The 14,826-nt window shown below is 67.6% G+C and carries 16 protein-coding genes; 6 read left to right on the top strand and 10 right to left on the bottom strand.

The annotated features are described in order from the left end of the window. Positions 1-1,031: 1,031 nt before the first annotated feature. Both C8K36_RS18835 and bla read right to left on the bottom strand, forming a co-directional pair. Positions 1,032-1,658: a TetR/AcrR family transcriptional regulator gene (locus C8K36_RS18835; protein WP_107986035.1), complete on the bottom strand. Its 627-nt coding sequence runs from the start codon at positions 1,656-1,658 to the stop codon at positions 1,032-1,034. A 235-nt stretch (positions 1,659-1,893) separates the two neighbouring features. After that, positions 1,894-2,820: a class A beta-lactamase gene (gene bla, locus C8K36_RS18830; protein ID WP_107986034.1), complete on the bottom strand. Its 927-nt coding sequence runs from the start codon at positions 2,818-2,820 to the stop codon at positions 1,894-1,896. A gap of 258 nt (positions 2,821-3,078) precedes the next feature. Here bla and C8K36_RS18825 point away from each other — a divergent pair, with 258 nt between their 5' ends. The 3 genes from C8K36_RS18825 (at position 3,079) to C8K36_RS18820 (ending at position 4,450) form a co-directional block, all read left to right on the top strand. After that, positions 3,079-3,552, top strand: a complete 474-nt coding sequence (locus C8K36_RS18825) for a hypothetical protein (RefSeq protein ID WP_219910023.1) — start codon at positions 3,079-3,081, stop codon at positions 3,550-3,552. Between the two features lie 113 nt (positions 3,553-3,665). Beyond that, positions 3,666-3,830, top strand: a complete 165-nt coding sequence (locus C8K36_RS24880) for a hypothetical protein (RefSeq protein ID WP_181319631.1) — start codon at positions 3,666-3,668, stop codon at positions 3,828-3,830. 410 nt (positions 3,831-4,240) lie between these two features. Then, positions 4,241-4,450, top strand: a complete 210-nt coding sequence (locus C8K36_RS18820) for a hypothetical protein (RefSeq protein WP_107986032.1) — start codon at positions 4,241-4,243, stop codon at positions 4,448-4,450. A gap of 102 nt (positions 4,451-4,552) precedes the next feature. Here C8K36_RS18820 and C8K36_RS18815 read toward each other — a convergent pair whose 3' ends face one another. From C8K36_RS18815 to C8K36_RS18800, 4 genes are all read right to left on the bottom strand, one after another. After that, entirely contained in the window at positions 4,553-5,314 is a 762-nt protein-coding gene (locus tag C8K36_RS18815; protein ID WP_107986031.1) for an alpha/beta hydrolase, read from the bottom strand. A gap of 199 nt (positions 5,315-5,513) precedes the next feature. After that, positions 5,514-7,010 (bottom strand): flavin-containing monooxygenase, encoded by a 1,497-nt coding sequence (locus tag C8K36_RS18810; RefSeq protein WP_107986030.1) that lies wholly within the window; start codon positions 7,008-7,010, stop codon positions 5,514-5,516. Positions 7,011-7,099: 89 nt separating this feature from the next. Next, positions 7,100-8,107, bottom strand: a complete 1,008-nt coding sequence (locus C8K36_RS18805) for an NAD(P)H-dependent glycerol-3-phosphate dehydrogenase (RefSeq protein WP_107986029.1) — start codon at positions 8,105-8,107, stop codon at positions 7,100-7,102. 34 nt (positions 8,108-8,141) lie between these two features. Further along, positions 8,142-9,098, bottom strand: a complete 957-nt coding sequence (locus C8K36_RS18800) for an NAD-dependent epimerase/dehydratase family protein (protein WP_107986028.1) — start codon at positions 9,096-9,098, stop codon at positions 8,142-8,144. A 44-nt stretch (positions 9,099-9,142) separates the two neighbouring features. Here C8K36_RS18800 and C8K36_RS18795 point away from each other — a divergent pair, with 44 nt between their 5' ends. Continuing rightward, a complete protein-coding gene (locus tag C8K36_RS18795; RefSeq protein ID WP_107986027.1) occupies positions 9,143-9,784 on the top strand; it encodes a ScbR family autoregulator-binding transcription factor in 642 nt (213 codons plus the stop codon). On the opposite strand, the gene C8K36_RS18790 is transcribed toward C8K36_RS18795, so the two are convergent. After that, positions 9,754-10,707 (bottom strand): ScbA/BarX family gamma-butyrolactone biosynthesis protein, encoded by a 954-nt coding sequence (locus C8K36_RS18790; RefSeq protein WP_107986026.1) that lies wholly within the window; start codon positions 10,705-10,707, stop codon positions 9,754-9,756. The genes C8K36_RS18795 and C8K36_RS18790 overlap by 31 nt on opposite strands. A 137-nt stretch (positions 10,708-10,844) precedes the next feature. Here C8K36_RS18790 and C8K36_RS18785 point away from each other — a divergent pair, with 137 nt between their 5' ends. Next, positions 10,845-11,990 (top strand): alkaline phosphatase family protein, encoded by a 1,146-nt coding sequence (locus C8K36_RS18785; protein WP_258195488.1) that lies wholly within the window; start codon positions 10,845-10,847, stop codon positions 11,988-11,990. 87 nt (positions 11,991-12,077) lie between these two features. Further along, positions 12,078-13,052, top strand: a complete 975-nt coding sequence (locus C8K36_RS18780) for an alpha/beta hydrolase fold domain-containing protein (protein WP_107986024.1) — start codon at positions 12,078-12,080, stop codon at positions 13,050-13,052. Position 13,053: 1 nt separating this feature from the next. Here C8K36_RS18780 and C8K36_RS18775 read toward each other — a convergent pair whose 3' ends face one another. From C8K36_RS18775 to C8K36_RS18765, 3 genes are all read right to left on the bottom strand, one after another. Next, positions 13,054-13,500, bottom strand: coding sequence for an SRPBCC family protein (locus C8K36_RS18775; protein WP_107986023.1), 447 nt, complete (start codon positions 13,498-13,500; stop codon positions 13,054-13,056). A gap of 64 nt (positions 13,501-13,564) precedes the next feature. Continuing rightward, positions 13,565-14,209 carry an LON peptidase substrate-binding domain-containing protein gene (locus C8K36_RS18770; protein WP_107986022.1) on the bottom strand — a complete coding sequence of 215 codons (645 nt, stop codon included), beginning with the start codon at positions 14,207-14,209 and terminating at the stop codon, positions 13,565-13,567. Positions 14,210-14,226: 17 nt separating this feature from the next. Further along, positions 14,227-14,700, bottom strand: coding sequence for a DUF309 domain-containing protein (locus tag C8K36_RS18765; RefSeq protein WP_107986021.1), 474 nt, complete (start codon positions 14,698-14,700; stop codon positions 14,227-14,229). Positions 14,701-14,826 lie beyond the last annotated feature (126 nt).

Below are 14,826 nucleotides of genomic sequence, written 5' to 3'. Positions count from 1 at the left end.
CGCCGAGGATAGATTCATCGCGGACTTGCGTCGCCATGATCGGACCCCGGATCGCGACCGCGGATGGTGTACCGGCACCCGAGATGCCCAGGTTGGTGATCTCCAAGTCTGCGTCAGTGACGGTGAGCATCGCAGCTTCCGCTCCTACGGCGTCGACGGGGTCGAGCGAAGCGAGTATCAATGCGGTCTCACGCGCGCCGCGGCGCGCGTGAGACTCGCAGCTTGGCTGTTAAATCTTGGGCGAGGCTGCTTGTAGGACCAGCGTCGTCGGGGGGAAGCGGTTCACGACGTCATCCTCCAGAGACGGCGCCGAGCGAAGGTCGATTGGCGCGTTGACGCGAACGCTCTCGGCGCCGGTGAGCGTGGACAAGGACTGGGCAGCTGCGACACAGATCGCCCCCTGAACCGTGGCGGCGTGGGCGCGGGCATTCACGCGAAGACGTTCGGTCGTCGCATGGTCGAGCTGGGCGACCCCGACGCTCGGTGGCGACGCGTCGAAGGGGCGCTACGTGGCCGCACCGCGTGGTGATGAGGCGACTGCGGTGGGGTTCGTTCCGGCTCCACTGTCGAGGGCATGCGTTCGAGCAAGGTTTCCTGGGCGACCGGTAGCGGGCGAGCCGGCGGTAGCCGACCGCCGATCAGAGTCAACAGATCGTGCTCCCTGAAGCGCACCGCGGCCGTCGGTGATCCGGCGGGAGAACGTGAGCAGAACAACGGCCCCGAGAACACCGGAGGCGTCGGCCATAAGCGTTGCTTGGGCTAGTGGACTGCCGGCGGAGTCGATGGGACGTCTCTGTTCCGCCGCCGCTTCCGCGACCCAGTCGCTCCCGTGAACTACGTGAAGGGGAATGGATTGTCCGAGCGGCAGAACCTTCCGCGACCCCCGGATCGCTCGATGCCTACCGAGAGCGGGTGCGTCCCCCGTAGAGGTCGATGATGTGCTCGAACGATCCGAGGGAGCGCGGTGGCGAGTGCGGGTATGAAGTGTGGATCTCGTCCTCCGTGTCATCGTGAACGCTGGTTCGGACAAGTCAGGAGCCCGACTGTCCCGTCGCCGGTGTGTCGCCGATGACTGCGCCAACGGCCAGTTGGAGGGTCTCGGTCTCGGATGCAAATCGCATAGCGTTGGCCGGGAGCGCGCGTTCTGTGGCGAGCCCGTTGAGGACGGTGGTCAGGAATCGCGCACGTCGCTCCGCCTGACCTGCAGGGATTGCGCCTTCGTCTATTAGGACGGCCAACCAACGCTCGATTCGGCGGAGCCCCAACCGCTCGAGCGCGAGGTACACGGCGGACTCCTCTTCACCCAGGCCGGAAGCGATGTACGACTCGTACATCGCGCGCCACCGCTCACGCGCGCGATCGCCGGTGCCGAATTCCGAGAGCATCAGCCGCAAACATGCGACGAGGCGCTCCGCGGGTGTTCGCTCGGTGTCATAGATCGGGTCGTCGGGGATCTCGATGTCGTAGAGCCCCGCGACAACGGTCTCGACAAGCTCTCGCTGAGTCGGAAAGAAGTGACGAAGCGACCCCGTGCTCACGCCGGCTCGTGCTGCGACACCGCGGACGCTCAGCCGAGCCGGGGGATCTTCGCCGAGCATTGTCGCCGCCGCGATCAGAATCCGGTCGCGTGTATCTCGCTGTGTTGAACGGCCACTCATAGGTTCATGCCTCCCGAAGCTGTTTTATCACAGTGTACTAATTGAGTGAAGTCGATCTGCACAGTGCTGTGACAGAACATTCGGCCGACAGGAAGCGAGCGAGTGGCGTGGCCTCGGCGACCTCCCTCATGGGGAGAGTGCTTCCCCAGAAGACCGCAACCACATCGGCACAGGGTAGATGGGGGCGCTGGGACGCCTTGAATGATCGCTCGATGTAGAAACGCGCACCGGAGACCTAGCGGAGCTGGCCTACAGCGGCTGCCGCCGCCCCGGCGATCAGACGGTCGTCGTAGTCAGCTTCCCGCTCATCACGTGAGGACAGCACCGAGATGACGATCGGCCGTCCGTCGGTGGGCCACACCACGGCCAAATCCCCGCGCGATCCGTACATTCCTCCACCGGACTTGTCCCCGACCGTCCAATCCTCAGGCAGTTGAGCGCGCACCAAGGCGTCCCCAGTCCGCGAGGCCTTCATCCAGTCGGTCAGCGTGGTCTTCTCCTCGTCATCGAGCGCATCACCGAAGACGTACTCGCGCAGGTTGTTCGCGGACGCTCGCGGGGTGGTGGTGTCGCGGGCGTCCCCGGGGAGCGCTTCATTCAGGTCCGGCTCGATACGCGAGACCGTGGTCCCGGCGTCGCCGAGTTCATCGAGCCGTGCGTCGAATGCCTGCGGTCCGCCGAGCTCGGCGAAGATGAAGTTCGCGGCTGCATTGTCACTCTGGGTCAGTGCGGCCTCACAGATTTCGTCGAGGGTCATCGTCTGCCCCACTCTGGTCTCGGTCACGGGGGAATGCTTGATGATGTCCGAGGCGCCGACCTCCACGGTCTTGGCAAGACCCGCTGTGCCCACGTCGTCGAGAAGCGCGGCGGCGGCTAGCGCCTTGATCGTCGAAGCGTAGGCGAACCTTTCGTCGCCCCTCCATTCGATCTCACGCCCCGTACCGGTGTCGACTGCGTACACCCCCAGGCGCGCATCGAACTGCTCCTCTAGTGCAGCGAACTCCGAATCGGCTACGCCGGCCTCCGGAGCCGATGTCGCGTCGATGGCGTCCGAGGCGCTCGGCTCGGTCTGCCCGCAGGCGGGGAGCAGGCATAGGCCGATGGCGGCGGCGGTAATCAGGATCTTGTCGTACGCACCTCGTCCATTCGACTCAGCGTCCATGAGCACCCTCTCGTCGCAGTTTTCTATCACAGCGTGCTAGCCTCGCTCGACAATGTCTATCACACTGTACTAACAGAACTGGCGGGGAAAATGGGGATTGGGAGTTGGCGGTTCCGGCGTGTGCGTGCTGGGTCCGGTGAGCCGCTGAGTCGCTACCGTTGGTGGCAGATGTTCGGCAGATCCCTCCGCGCAATCACGCTTCCCGCCTCTGACGGCACGACGTCCATCTACGCCGTCGACGTTCGCCACGCTGGCGACATGACTGACGGAGAGATACGCGCGCGCCTCTATGTGGATGGATCGTTGCACTCATTCGCCAGGATGCCGGTCCGGTTTTCGGTCCCGGGCGGTCACATCGAGGTCGCCATCAACGGCTTCGGGCTCAAACGGTGCCACTACGTGCGTCCAGACGGCACCGAGCGGCAACTGAACCCCGATCCCGCATCCGCAGAAGGACGCCGGGCCCGAATGCACCATAGACACCCGGGTTTGAGTCGAGTCGTCGGCCTCGTCTCGACCGCGCTCGTCCTCGCCGGTTTGTGCGTCACGGTGCCACAGATCATCGAAGCGATCTCCCGGATTCCCCCTGTCGCCGACACGATCGGAACCTTCACACTTCCCGTGCAACTTCCCCTCCCAGTCAGCTTGCTCCTCGGGCTCGGAGCCGTCGTCGGTAGCACGGAACGTGCCTTGCGGATGCGATCGAACTGGATCGACGAGCTCGCCGGCTAAGACCACGAACGACAGCGACCATTCCGAGTGCCCACTCGACCCGGCTGCGGGCGTCGATGTGCTCATAGCCGCCGCCGACCGAAATCCCTCCCCCGGCAGCGACACCGGCATCGATGGACTGCATCGACACCTCGCCCGGGCTCGGGCCCGGGCCGCCGAGCATGTCGCTCAGGTCTACCTCGAACGCATCGACCGCCGATCCGGTGACGCTGCCGGACGCTCCGCACGAGAACGTCGCCTCCGGGATGCTCGTCTCGCTGGTGGCGCCGGAGTTGTGAGGTGCGGGAGTAGACATGGCCTACTCGATTCCTTCCGAGGTTCGCGAGGACGGTTCTTCCGATCGCGTTACTCGGTCAGATGCAGTCAGGTGGGCAAAGCTTCCCGTGGGATCGGCTCACTCATATTCGAGGTGGGCACGCGATGGAACGTCACTGGCCTGCGGCGGCGGGTCGGCGGTGGCCTGTTCGGCGTGTGCCGGTTCTTCTCTGGCTGGAGCTTGCCTTGACTCCTTCCCTACGTCAGGAAGGCATTTGCGACTGCGACCACCAACGCTGACACACAACCGACTGCGATACCGGCAATCTTCGGCGCTCTAGGCCGGAGCTGGCGTACGAGGTAGCCGGCCCCGGCTCCCACCAAGCCGACAGCGAGCACACCGCCAAAGATCGAGAACAAGCACTTCCAGCTGATGAACGGCCCGAGCCTGCTCGCTGCCGACTCGTTGCCGTACGTGTTCGACGGCTTCGAGTACTCGGGACAGGTCCCGCTCGAGGAGGTCGTGAACGCGGACGACTACATCTCCGGCAAGTATTTCCAGGACAAGCTCGCCACCGCGGAACCGCGCAAGGATCAGCTTCCGCTCAACCTGGCGATAGTCGGCTTCCCGTCACACGACTGACCTCGTAGCCACTACCCGGCCGGCGCAGCCGCCGGTCTCCACACTCCGAGTGGTGGTGGTATCGGCGTCCGGCCCCGCACCGGACGCCGATACCGCCTTACCTCAGTCCGATGCCGCGCCGGCGGTCCGGCCGAGGTGACGGGCGAAGAACCGGGCCGAACTGTCGCGCTCGTGTTCGGGCGCCTCGAAGTACCGGCCCGGGTGGGCGTGCAGGGACTTCTCCGTCGAGGCGAAGGCGTCGAACAATGCGAACCCGGACGCTCGGTCGATCTCCTCGTCGTCCCACGGGATTCGGTATTCGACCGGGACGGTGATCTGTCGTGCCACCTCGAGCAGGGCGTCGTTCACGAACACCGCGCCGATGCTCAGCGCGGCGATCCGGGGGTCGGCCGCCGCCAGCAGCAGCCCGGTGGCGACGCCCAATGTCATGCCGCCGTAGCCGATCTGCGCGTCGGCGCCGATCTCGGGCAGCGCCTGTAGCGCGTCCAGGGTCGCCTGCCACTCCGGCACGGCGCGCTCCGCCACCGACATGTTGTGTTCGACGACGATCGGAGCAAGGGGCTCGCCCGTCGACCGGGCTCGATGGATCGCGTCGACCCACCGTTGATCCTGTTGGTTCCGTGGTCGGTCGCCGTGTCCGGGTGCATCGATGGCGGCGACGGTGAAGCCATCGGCGGTGACGCTGTGCAGTGCGCCGGCCACCAGTCCCGGCGCCTTCTTGTGCATGCCGCCGGAATGCCCCGACAGCAGCAGCGGTCCGCCACCGGATCCGGTGGCGGGCGACCAGAGCACGCCGGTGATCTCGTCCAGAATGAAAGTGCGTTCGATGACACCGTTCGACGATGTCTCGGAGGTGAATTTCATGGTGTTGCCTTTCGGGATTGCCTGGTCAGGGGCTCCCGGCGACACCTACGTCAATCGCCCGACCGCGCACACGAGTGGGAGCACCCACATGGTTGCTGCGTACATGGGTCTCACCTCCTCGCGTGAAGTCACGGTCGGGCGCACGCTATCAACCTCGACCGAATCGCGTCCAACCTTTTTCCTGCTGTCGACGTCCCCGTCACGCCACCGATTCCGTCGTCTCGCGGAGAAGTTCGTAGTCGGCGGGATCGACGACGCGAGTGCGACGCCGGTAGTCCCATGACGACCCCGGCCACAGCGCGTGATTGGACCCGTGGGCGTCGAGGTACCAACTGGTGCAGCCTCCCGTGCTCCACACACCGTGCGCGAGGCGCTCGCGCAGTTCCGCGCCGAATGCGTCCTGGGTCTCGGCGCGCACATCGAGGGCGCCGGCGCCGTGGGTGTCGACGAGGCGCATCGCGTCCAGCACGTGCCCGATCTGCGCCTCGATCATCACGATCACCGAGTTGTGGCCCAATCCGGTGTTGGGGCCGGAGAGGAAGAACGCGTTCGGCATCCCGGAGACCGTGACGCCCAGATGGGTTCGCACCCCGCCTCGCTGCCAGCGTTCGAGCAAGCTGACACCCTCGCGGCCCACCAGATGCATCCCATTGAGCGCGCCCGCAACGCGAAATCCCGTGGCGTACACGATCACATCGACGGGTCGGCGGGTGCCGCCCGCAGTGACGACACAGTCCGGGCGGATCTCGGTGATCGCGTCGGTGACGAGCGACGTGTTCGGCCGCATCAGGGTGGGGTAGAAGTCGTCCGACCGCAGGATTCGCTTGCAGCCGATCCGGTAACCGGGGGTGAGGGCGTCGCGCAGGGCGGCGTCGGGCACCTGATCCCGTAGGTGCCGGAGGGCGCGAGCCTGGGTGCGTGCCAGCAGACCCGGACGGCGACTCAGCCCGAGCGCGAGCGTTTCGGCTCCCCAGTAGGTGGCCGCGCGGAACATCCTGCGCGCCATCGTGCTCCGACGGCTCGCCGCCACCACCCCGCGCAACCTCCGACGTGGCAGAATCCATGCCGGCGTGCGCTGGAAGACGTGGAGTTCGCCCGCCCGCTCGGCGAGGTGCGGCGCCAACTGGATCGCGCTCGCGCCGGTCCCGATCAGGGCCACTCGCTTGCCTGTGAGGTCGACGTCGTCGCGCCACGCCGCCGTGTGCATGCTCGCACCCGCGAACGTCTCGGCGCCGGGGATACGCGGGATGCGCGGCACGTTGAGGGCTCCGGACGCGACCACCAGATGCTGCGCCACGAACTCGCGTCCGGACTTGTCGAAAACCTGCCAGCGGCAGGCGGTCTCGTCCCACCGTGCTCCGGCCACCGCGGTGCCGAGTTCGAGGTGGTCGCCCAGCCCGTGGCGGTCCGTCAGTTCGGTGAGGTAGTCCAGGACCTCGGGCTGCGGCGCATGCGACGACGTCCAATCCGGCTTGGGGGCAAACGAGTACGAGTACAGGACCGACGGGATGTCACACTCGGCCCCCGGATAGGTGTTCTGCCGCCACGTGCCGCCCACCGTGTCGGCCTGCTCGAGAATGACGAAGTCGCGCTCACCGCTGCGGGCGAGCCGCAGGGCCATGCCGAGGCCGGCGAATCCGGCGCCCACGATCAGCACCCGGGTATGACGAACCGCCTCCGACACGCTGCATCCCATCCGTGAGGTTTCCGTGCAGCGCCTCCCTCACCGCTTGACGTCAGCAGTGTGCAACTTGAACAGCGTTCAAGACAAATCGCCAAGACCGGTCAGGCCACCTCGTCCTCGCCGCCCGGGGCGACTTTCCGCAGGCCACGGTAGGCTTCCTCGGGAGTTTTTCGTCCGGCGACGACGGCCTCCACCTCGGCGGCGATCGGCATCTCGACGTCGTAGTCGCGGGCCAATTCCATCACTGTCGGCGCGGTCTTGACCCCCTCGGCCACCTGCCCCAGCTTCTCCACCGCCTCGTCGACGGTGAGCCCGCGCGCGATGGCCTCGCCGACGCGGCGGTTGCGCGACGCCGGGCTCATGCAGGTGGCGATGAGGTCGCCGACACCGGTGAGTCCGGCGAAGGTGCGCGGGTTGGCGCCCATCGCCTCCCCGAGTCGCGTCATCTCCGCGAGACCGCGGGCGAGGACCATCGCGCGGGTGTTGTCTCCGACGCCCAGCCCGTCGGCCATGCCCGACGCGATCGCCACGATGTTCTTGAGTACGCCGCCCAGCTCGCAGCCGAGGACGTCGGTGTTGCGGTATACGCGAAAGACCTTGGACGCGAACAGCGGTTGTAGCGCCGTCGCGACGTCCACATCCTGCGTCGCGACCACCGACGCGGCGGCCAGGCCGTCGGCGATCTCCCGGGCGATGTTGGGGCCGGCCAGCAGGCCTACCGGGTGGCCGGGCAGGCATTCGGAGATCACCTCGGTGGGCCGCTGCCGGGTGCCGGGCTCGAGGCCCTTCGCGAGCGAGAGCACCGGCACCCATGCGCGGACCTCGTTGGAGATCAGGCCCAGCGTGCTGCGGATCGCGTGCGACGGCACCCCCACCACCAGGACGTCGGCCTCGTTCGCGGCCTCGACGATGTCGGACGTCGCCCGCAGGCTCTCGGGCAACTCGTGGTCACCGAGGTAGCGCGTGTTGCGGTGCTCGGTGTTGATCTCGTCGGCCGTCTCGGGGTTACGCGACCACAGCAGCGTGGGGGTGTTGTGGGCGGCGAGCTTGGCCACGGTGGTGCCCCACGACCCGGAGCCGAGGACGACGACGCGGACGGGTCGGGCCATCAGTGATCACCTCGTGCTGGGACGGTCTCGGGACTCATGGATTCAGGTTGGCACTGCGGTTGGTCTCGCGTGGACGAATCGGGAACTCCGGCGACGTGCCGACCACGGTCCGGCGGCCCGTCCGATGCCACAGTTTCGTCGAGTCGATCGTGTGGTCCCGGCCGACGAGGTCGATGTGCCGAGCGGTGAGGCCGACGGAATCGGCACGGGCGAGGGCCTCCGCGTACGAGCAACTGGAGTGGGGGAGACCTGAACCGTCGGCGGCCAGGCGGGTTGCGATGTCGGACACCGACAGCGGCTGCGGTGAGGCCGCGTGGAACAGGGCGCCGCTGTCGTCGTCGGAGCAGGTGAGCGCGAGGTGGGCGATCAGTTCGCCGAGTTCGTCGACGGCGATGGTCGACAGCATCGCGGTACCGTCGTCGATCCACGCCCCGGTCCGCGCCAGGATGTGCCGAAGCCCGGGCAGGAACCAGCGATCGCCCAGTCCGTGGATGAATCCGGGTCGGACAGTGATCCCACCGTCGGCGCGGACCATCCGGTCGGCCGCAGCCCGGGTGGCGCTGAGCGTGGTGACGGGGTTCGGTTCGCGGGCGTCCTCGACGATGTCCCGGAACGGGCCCTGGCCGTAGACGCCGATAGTGCTGAGATTGATGACGGAGTCGACCGACCGGGCCGCGGCCGCCGTGAGCACGTTCCGCGTGCCGTCGTAATTGATCTGCTTGCAGAGGTTCTCGTCCGAACCGGTGTAGCCGGCCGCGTGAACTATCACGTCGATGCCTTCGAGCGCCGGGAGCAAGGTCGAGGGATCGCCGATATCAGCCAAGACATATCGGACATTTTCACGCGGGAAGTCCGGAGGTCGCCGGACGAGCGCGGTGACTTCGCCGCGAGACTGGACAAGTGCCCGTAAAGTGGCATCGCCGATGAAACCGGCTGCCCCGAACAGCGCTACGCGGGGGCGGGTTTCGTCCGTTTCGTCGTGCGGCGTCATTGCGTGTGTCCGGAGGGGTGTCGAACGGAGAGGGGACGGGCGGAGTGCTCAAGCAGGAGAGGGCGATCGCGACCAGGAAAGAGATCGTCCGGGCGGCGGCCACTCGGTTCGACGAAACCGGCTACGAGCGCGCCAGCCTCGCCGAGATCGTCGAGCTGTCGGGCTTCACCAAAGGTGCGCTGTACTTCCACTTCAAGTCGAAGGACGATCTGGCCGCCGCGATCATCGACGAGCAGCACGCGATCTCGATGAACGCGGTCACCGCGATCCGCGCGACGAATGCGCCGGCGCTCGAGCAGGTGGTGATGCTGTCGTACGAGATGGGCCGCGAGATCACTGAGGACCCTGTCGTTCGGGCCGGTATCCGTCTGACTCTCGAGATGAGTGCGGAGGCCGGGCCGTCGACGCCGTATCAGGACTGGATCGAGGGCCTTCGCCACGTGTTCGGAGCGGCTATCGAAGAGGGCGACGTCTCGGACACCCTCGATCCCGCGGAGCTCGCGCGCTACTTCGTCGCGGCATTCACCGGCGTCCAGCTCGTGTCGAACGTGCTCACCCGCCGCGAGGATCTCGGGGCTCGACTCGATCAGATGCTGTTGTTCATCCTGTCGGCGATCGTCGCACCTCGTCGCCGTCACAAGATCGACCGCTACATTCATACGCGATGGAGCCCGACGAACGCGTGACTCGGTTCGGCGGTCGGCGTCGGCACAGCCAGCCGTATCGTTCCCGATGCCTTGGTCTCGCCCCACTGCGCGAATTCGATGTCGACGCAACCGTCCTCGCCAGGTCTGAGTTCGGTGGAAACCGTCGTCGGCTCATCCAATTCGAGGAACCGACGGAACCGCAGCTCGAGCGATTCGACGTCTGCACACGACCAGCCGAGCCGTAGTCGTGCGCTCTGCCGGGCCGCCTCCAGGATGACGACGCCCGGCACATGATCGGATGGATGGTCGAACAACACCGGATGGGTCGGGTCGACCCGGAGCAGCCAGCGCCCACCCCCGTCCCCCGACGGGTGTGCGCCGAGCACGACCGCCCGCGCATCGGGAACGCACACCGTCGACGGCGGTACCGAAAGGGGTTGCGGGATACGGCCCACCGTGGGTGCACGGTCTCCGCTCCAACGGATCCGGGCATAGTCGTCCGGGGTGAGAACACCGGCGACGGCCATGCCGCTTCCCGCCACCACACCGTCGACGCGGAAGTCCACGTCGACACTGAATGCCGACAGGCGGCCACCCCGACGGGCGTGCTCGGTGACGCGGGCGTCGATTACGACCTCGGCCGCGGACGAGCCGATGGTCAACCGGTCGAGAATCGCCTCGATTCGCATCGTCTGCATCGTGAACAGGTGCCCCAGGGGAACTGCGTAGTGCATGTGCCCGAGATAGATGGCGCACTGACGGACCGTCTCGCCGAGGAGCATCGTGTCGTAGCGGTCGGTGCACGTTCGATAGAAGGCATGTTGGCGCGGCCATTGCGCACCCAGCCGAAACCGGCCGCCCTCCCCGAGGGGAATACCGTCCGTCAGGTAGACCTCGGACACGGACTGACGATGTACGAACCGCCTCGGCACCGTCGATTCAAAGCTCAACGCCTGCACCATGTCACGGACAGTAGCGGGGGAAATCGCCTGGCATGAGTGGTTTGAGCGGAAAATTTGTACCTCGATCCACAATCGGCGCGCCTACAGTCGGAGGGGTACGAGGCGGACCCGATCTTCGAGACGATAGCGAGCGCCCAGTGTCGAACGACCTCCCTCTGCGCGACGTATACGCCGAGCCCACGCTCGCCGACGTGCTGCCCTCGGTGCTCGCCGCACTCGGGGTGCCCGGTGAGAACGACGCACTCGGTCTCCCCGAGGGGGACCGCACCGTCGTGCTGCTGATCGACGGGTTGGGCTGGAATCTGCTGCGCCACAACGTCGATGCCGCACCGTTCCTCGCGGAAGCCACGGGGCGTCCGATCCGTGCGGGGTTTCCCACCACGACCGCGACCAGCCTCGCGTCGTTCGGTACCGGTCTGCCGTCGGGGCGGCACGGCGTCACCGGCTACGTTTCCGACGTCGAGGAGGCGGGCGGCCCGTTCAACTGGCTGCGCTGGCAGCGCGTCGGCGATCACCGCGACATGCTCGGACAGGTGGTGCCGGAACGGATCCAGCCGTCGCGCACGGTGTTCGAGCGGGCGGTGGCCGACGGCGTCCGCACCACCACGGTGCTGCCGCGCGAGTTCCACGGCACCGGACTCACCCGCGCCGTGCTGCGCGGCGCCAGCTTCGCCGGAACCGTCGCGTACGGCGACCTTCTGCACTCGACGGTGCACGCCGCGAACGCAGCGGAGCGGACCCTCGTCTACTGCTATCTCAGCCAGATCGACACCCTCGGCCACGTGTACGGCCCCGGTGCCGACGCCTGGGTGGCGCAGTTGACCATCGTCGACCGGTTCGTCGAGGACCTCGTCGCGCATCTCGGGTCCGACGTGAACCTGCTCGTGACGGCCGATCACGGCATGGTTCCCGTCGATGCGGCGGACCGCATCGACGTCGACGGCAACGCGGCACTGTCCGACGGCGTCGTCGCCCTCACCGGCGAGGCCCGCTGCCGGTACGTGCACGCCGAGCCCGGACACGCCGACGCCGTGCTGCGGCGCTGGCGCGGCGAACTGGGCGACCGCGCGTGGGTGGGCACCCGCGACGACGTCGTGGCCGCCGGACTGCTCGGCCCGGATCCGTCGGACACCGCCCGACGCCGGATCGGGGACGTCGTGGCGATCGCCCGCGGCGGCGCGGCGATCGTGCGCAGCCAGGCCGAACCGCGCATGTCGATGCTGGCGGGCCAGCACGGCGCCCTCACCGACGACGAACTCCTGGTTCCGCTGCTGCAGGTGTGATGTCGCTGCGGGCGGCGGCGTCGGACTCTAGGGTGGCGGGCGGGGTGGGCCGAGCCACCCCGTGCGGAACGGACGACTGGGGGCGGGATGCGAACGCGCGAGACGACGATCATCAGGCACTGGAAGGTCACCTGGCGGGCGTGGCTGGTGTTCTGGATCGCCCGGATCTTCGTCAAACCGCTGTTTGCGGCGTGGCCCACCACCGACCGTGGCGTCGCGGCGCTCGGGCACCTCGAGAAGGTGGTCGACCGGCTGCCCCGGCCCAAGGGCGTCACGATCGAACCAATGACGCTCGGTGGGGTGCCCAGCGAACGAATCAGCCACCACCGCAAGGCGTCCGACGCACTGGCCGGTGCCACGATCCTGTACTTCCACGGCGGCGGATTCGTGTTCTGTGGCTTGGCGACTCACCGCAGCCTGTGCGCGTTGCTCACCGCTCGGGCCGGCGTCCCGGTGATCTCCGTCGAGTACCGGCAGTTGCCGTACGGCGGGATCGGCACGTCCATCCACGACGCGATGGCCGCGTACACCGAACTGCTCGGCACGTGCGAAGACCCGTCGAAGATCGTCCTCGCCGGCGACTCGGCCGGCGGCTACCTGGCGATGAAGGTGGCGGAACTCGCGGCGACGCGCGGCATGGTGACCCCGGCCGCGGTGATCGGGTACTCGCCGCTGCTCAACCTGGCGCTCGAGAAGCACGACCCCGACTACATGCGCCGAGACGCCTACCTGCCGATGAGCCAGGTCGAGGCGCTCAAGGATCGGTGGGCAGGCGGCCCCGACCCCATCGTCGGCGCCGACTCCCCGATCGAGGCCGACCCGCGGGTGTACCCGCCCGCGTTCTTCAGCGTCGCGCAGTACGAGCTGATGCGCCCCGACGTCGAGGCGATGACCGCGCTGCTCGAGGACGCCGGTCAGGCTGTCGAGACGCACGTGTGGAGCGGTCAGATCCACGCCTACCCGGTGATGGGCACGGTGTTGAAGGAGAGCACCATGACGATCGCGCTGAGCCTCGACTTCGTCCGACGCGCAGTGGGTTACCGCGGTCGGCACTCCGCCTGACCTAGCGGTTCAGCGCCTCGATCTGCCCCCGCAGGTTTGCCTCGGTCTGCTTGATCGCGGTGGCGACGAACGGCTCGATCAGCTTGCCCAGCGCCCTGCCGGCCAGCCCGCCGGGCAGTTCGTAGCCGAAGTCGACGGAGAGTTCGGTGCGGTCGTCGTCGACCGGGGTGAACTGCCAGCTGGACCGGTTCCCGAATCCGGCGACCGAGGACAGCGTGATGAGCCGATCGTGCTCCCACTCGGTGATCTCGACCGTCGACTTCAACGCCTTGGGGCCGAGCTGCATCGTCGCGTCGTAGGTGGCGCCCAGCCCGTGGTCGAGCGACCCGATCGGGTCGAAGCGGCTGATCCCGAACATCCAGTCGGGCACGTTCCGGTAGTCGTCGATGTGCGCGAACGCCAGATCGACGGGAACGATGGCCACTGCCTTGTGTCGAACGTGGATCATGTGTTCTCCCTCCCCCTGAACTCCCCGGAGATCGGACGTTAGTACACCCCGGATGTGACCCCGGTCACCGGCGCCCCGAAAGCCGGAATTCGGCGATTTCCCGGGCATTGTCGATGGCGTCCGCCAGCGCCCGGTGCCGGTCGTCGGCGTGGTCGGCGCCGAGGACCGCGAACTTGTCGGCCGCGCCCATCGGCACCCACGCCGCGAGCGCGTAGAGGTGGTCGCCGGGCTGCTCGAGCACGTCGTACATGCGCGGCGGCGCGGGCGGCGGGTCGTCGCGCAGTTCCCGGATGCGGGTCAGCAGGATGTACAGCTCGGTGATCTTGTCGGTGAGGTGCTGAAGCTGCGCCTCCGAGACCCGGCCCGACGCGTCCACCGGCCACGACTCGATCTCGGCGTTGGGATACGGATCGTCGCCGAGCCACCTCGCGATCCGGATCCGCTCCTCGCCGACGCACTCGAGCGCGTATCGGCCGTCGCCGATCCCGATATGGGAGACGATCCGCACCGCGGTGCCGACATCGTTGCGGACGTCGCCGCCGCCCACCTCGTTGCCGCGCGCGATGAGCACGGTGCCGAACACCGGGCCCTCGGTCGCCGTGAGGCAGTCGCGCACGAGCGCCTGGAAGCGGGGCTCGAACACGTGCAGCGGCAGCCGTTCCCCGGGCAGCAGTGCGGAGCCGAGGGGGAACATCGGCAGAACGGTCATTTGACCAGAATGGGCCATCAGGGCATCCGGAGACGCGGAACCGGGATCGTGTCGGGCGGGGTGTCGCGGTCCAGTTCGACGATCAGATGGTCGGCCCACGCAACCAGTCCGGTGATGTCGAGGGCGTGCGGAGGGTTGTCCTCGAACGGGACGATGCGGTGCCGACCCTGCCGGAGCAGTGAGACGGCACCGGCCGGATTGCCGCGCATCTGATGGGTCACGGCGACCGCGAGCTGGGCCAGGCCCTGCCACAGCCCGCGTTCCTCGTGCGGCGCCTTCTTCCACGCCGCCTCGAGTACCTCGTGCGCGTGGAACGGCAGATCGTGGTCGAGTAGCCGCTGCGCCTCGGTGATCGCCTCGCCGGGATCCAGATCCAGGTCGTCGGGCATCGTCGGAAACCCCTCCTCGCCCCACTCCAGCGGCCGGCCCAGGCGATCCCGGGGCCGGGCATTGCGCGGCTTGCCGAGGGTGTCCCGATCGCGGTCGGCCATAGAAGCAATCTAGCGCCGATGAGGGTGGCGGGGGAGGGTAGTCGGCGCGGCCGGGTGCTGGTCCCGCTCCCGAACTCGTCTCCTGCCCGCGCAATCGCGTCCGCGGGAGGTCATTTCGGGAGCGGT

Origin of the sequence: Rhodococcus sp. OK519 (assembly GCF_003051005.1) — a bacterium.
Lineage (GTDB): Bacteria > Actinomycetota > Actinomycetes > Mycobacteriales > Mycobacteriaceae > Prescottella.
Note: the sequence above shows the minus strand (reverse complement) of the source record. Positions and strands in the feature narration are given on the sequence as shown.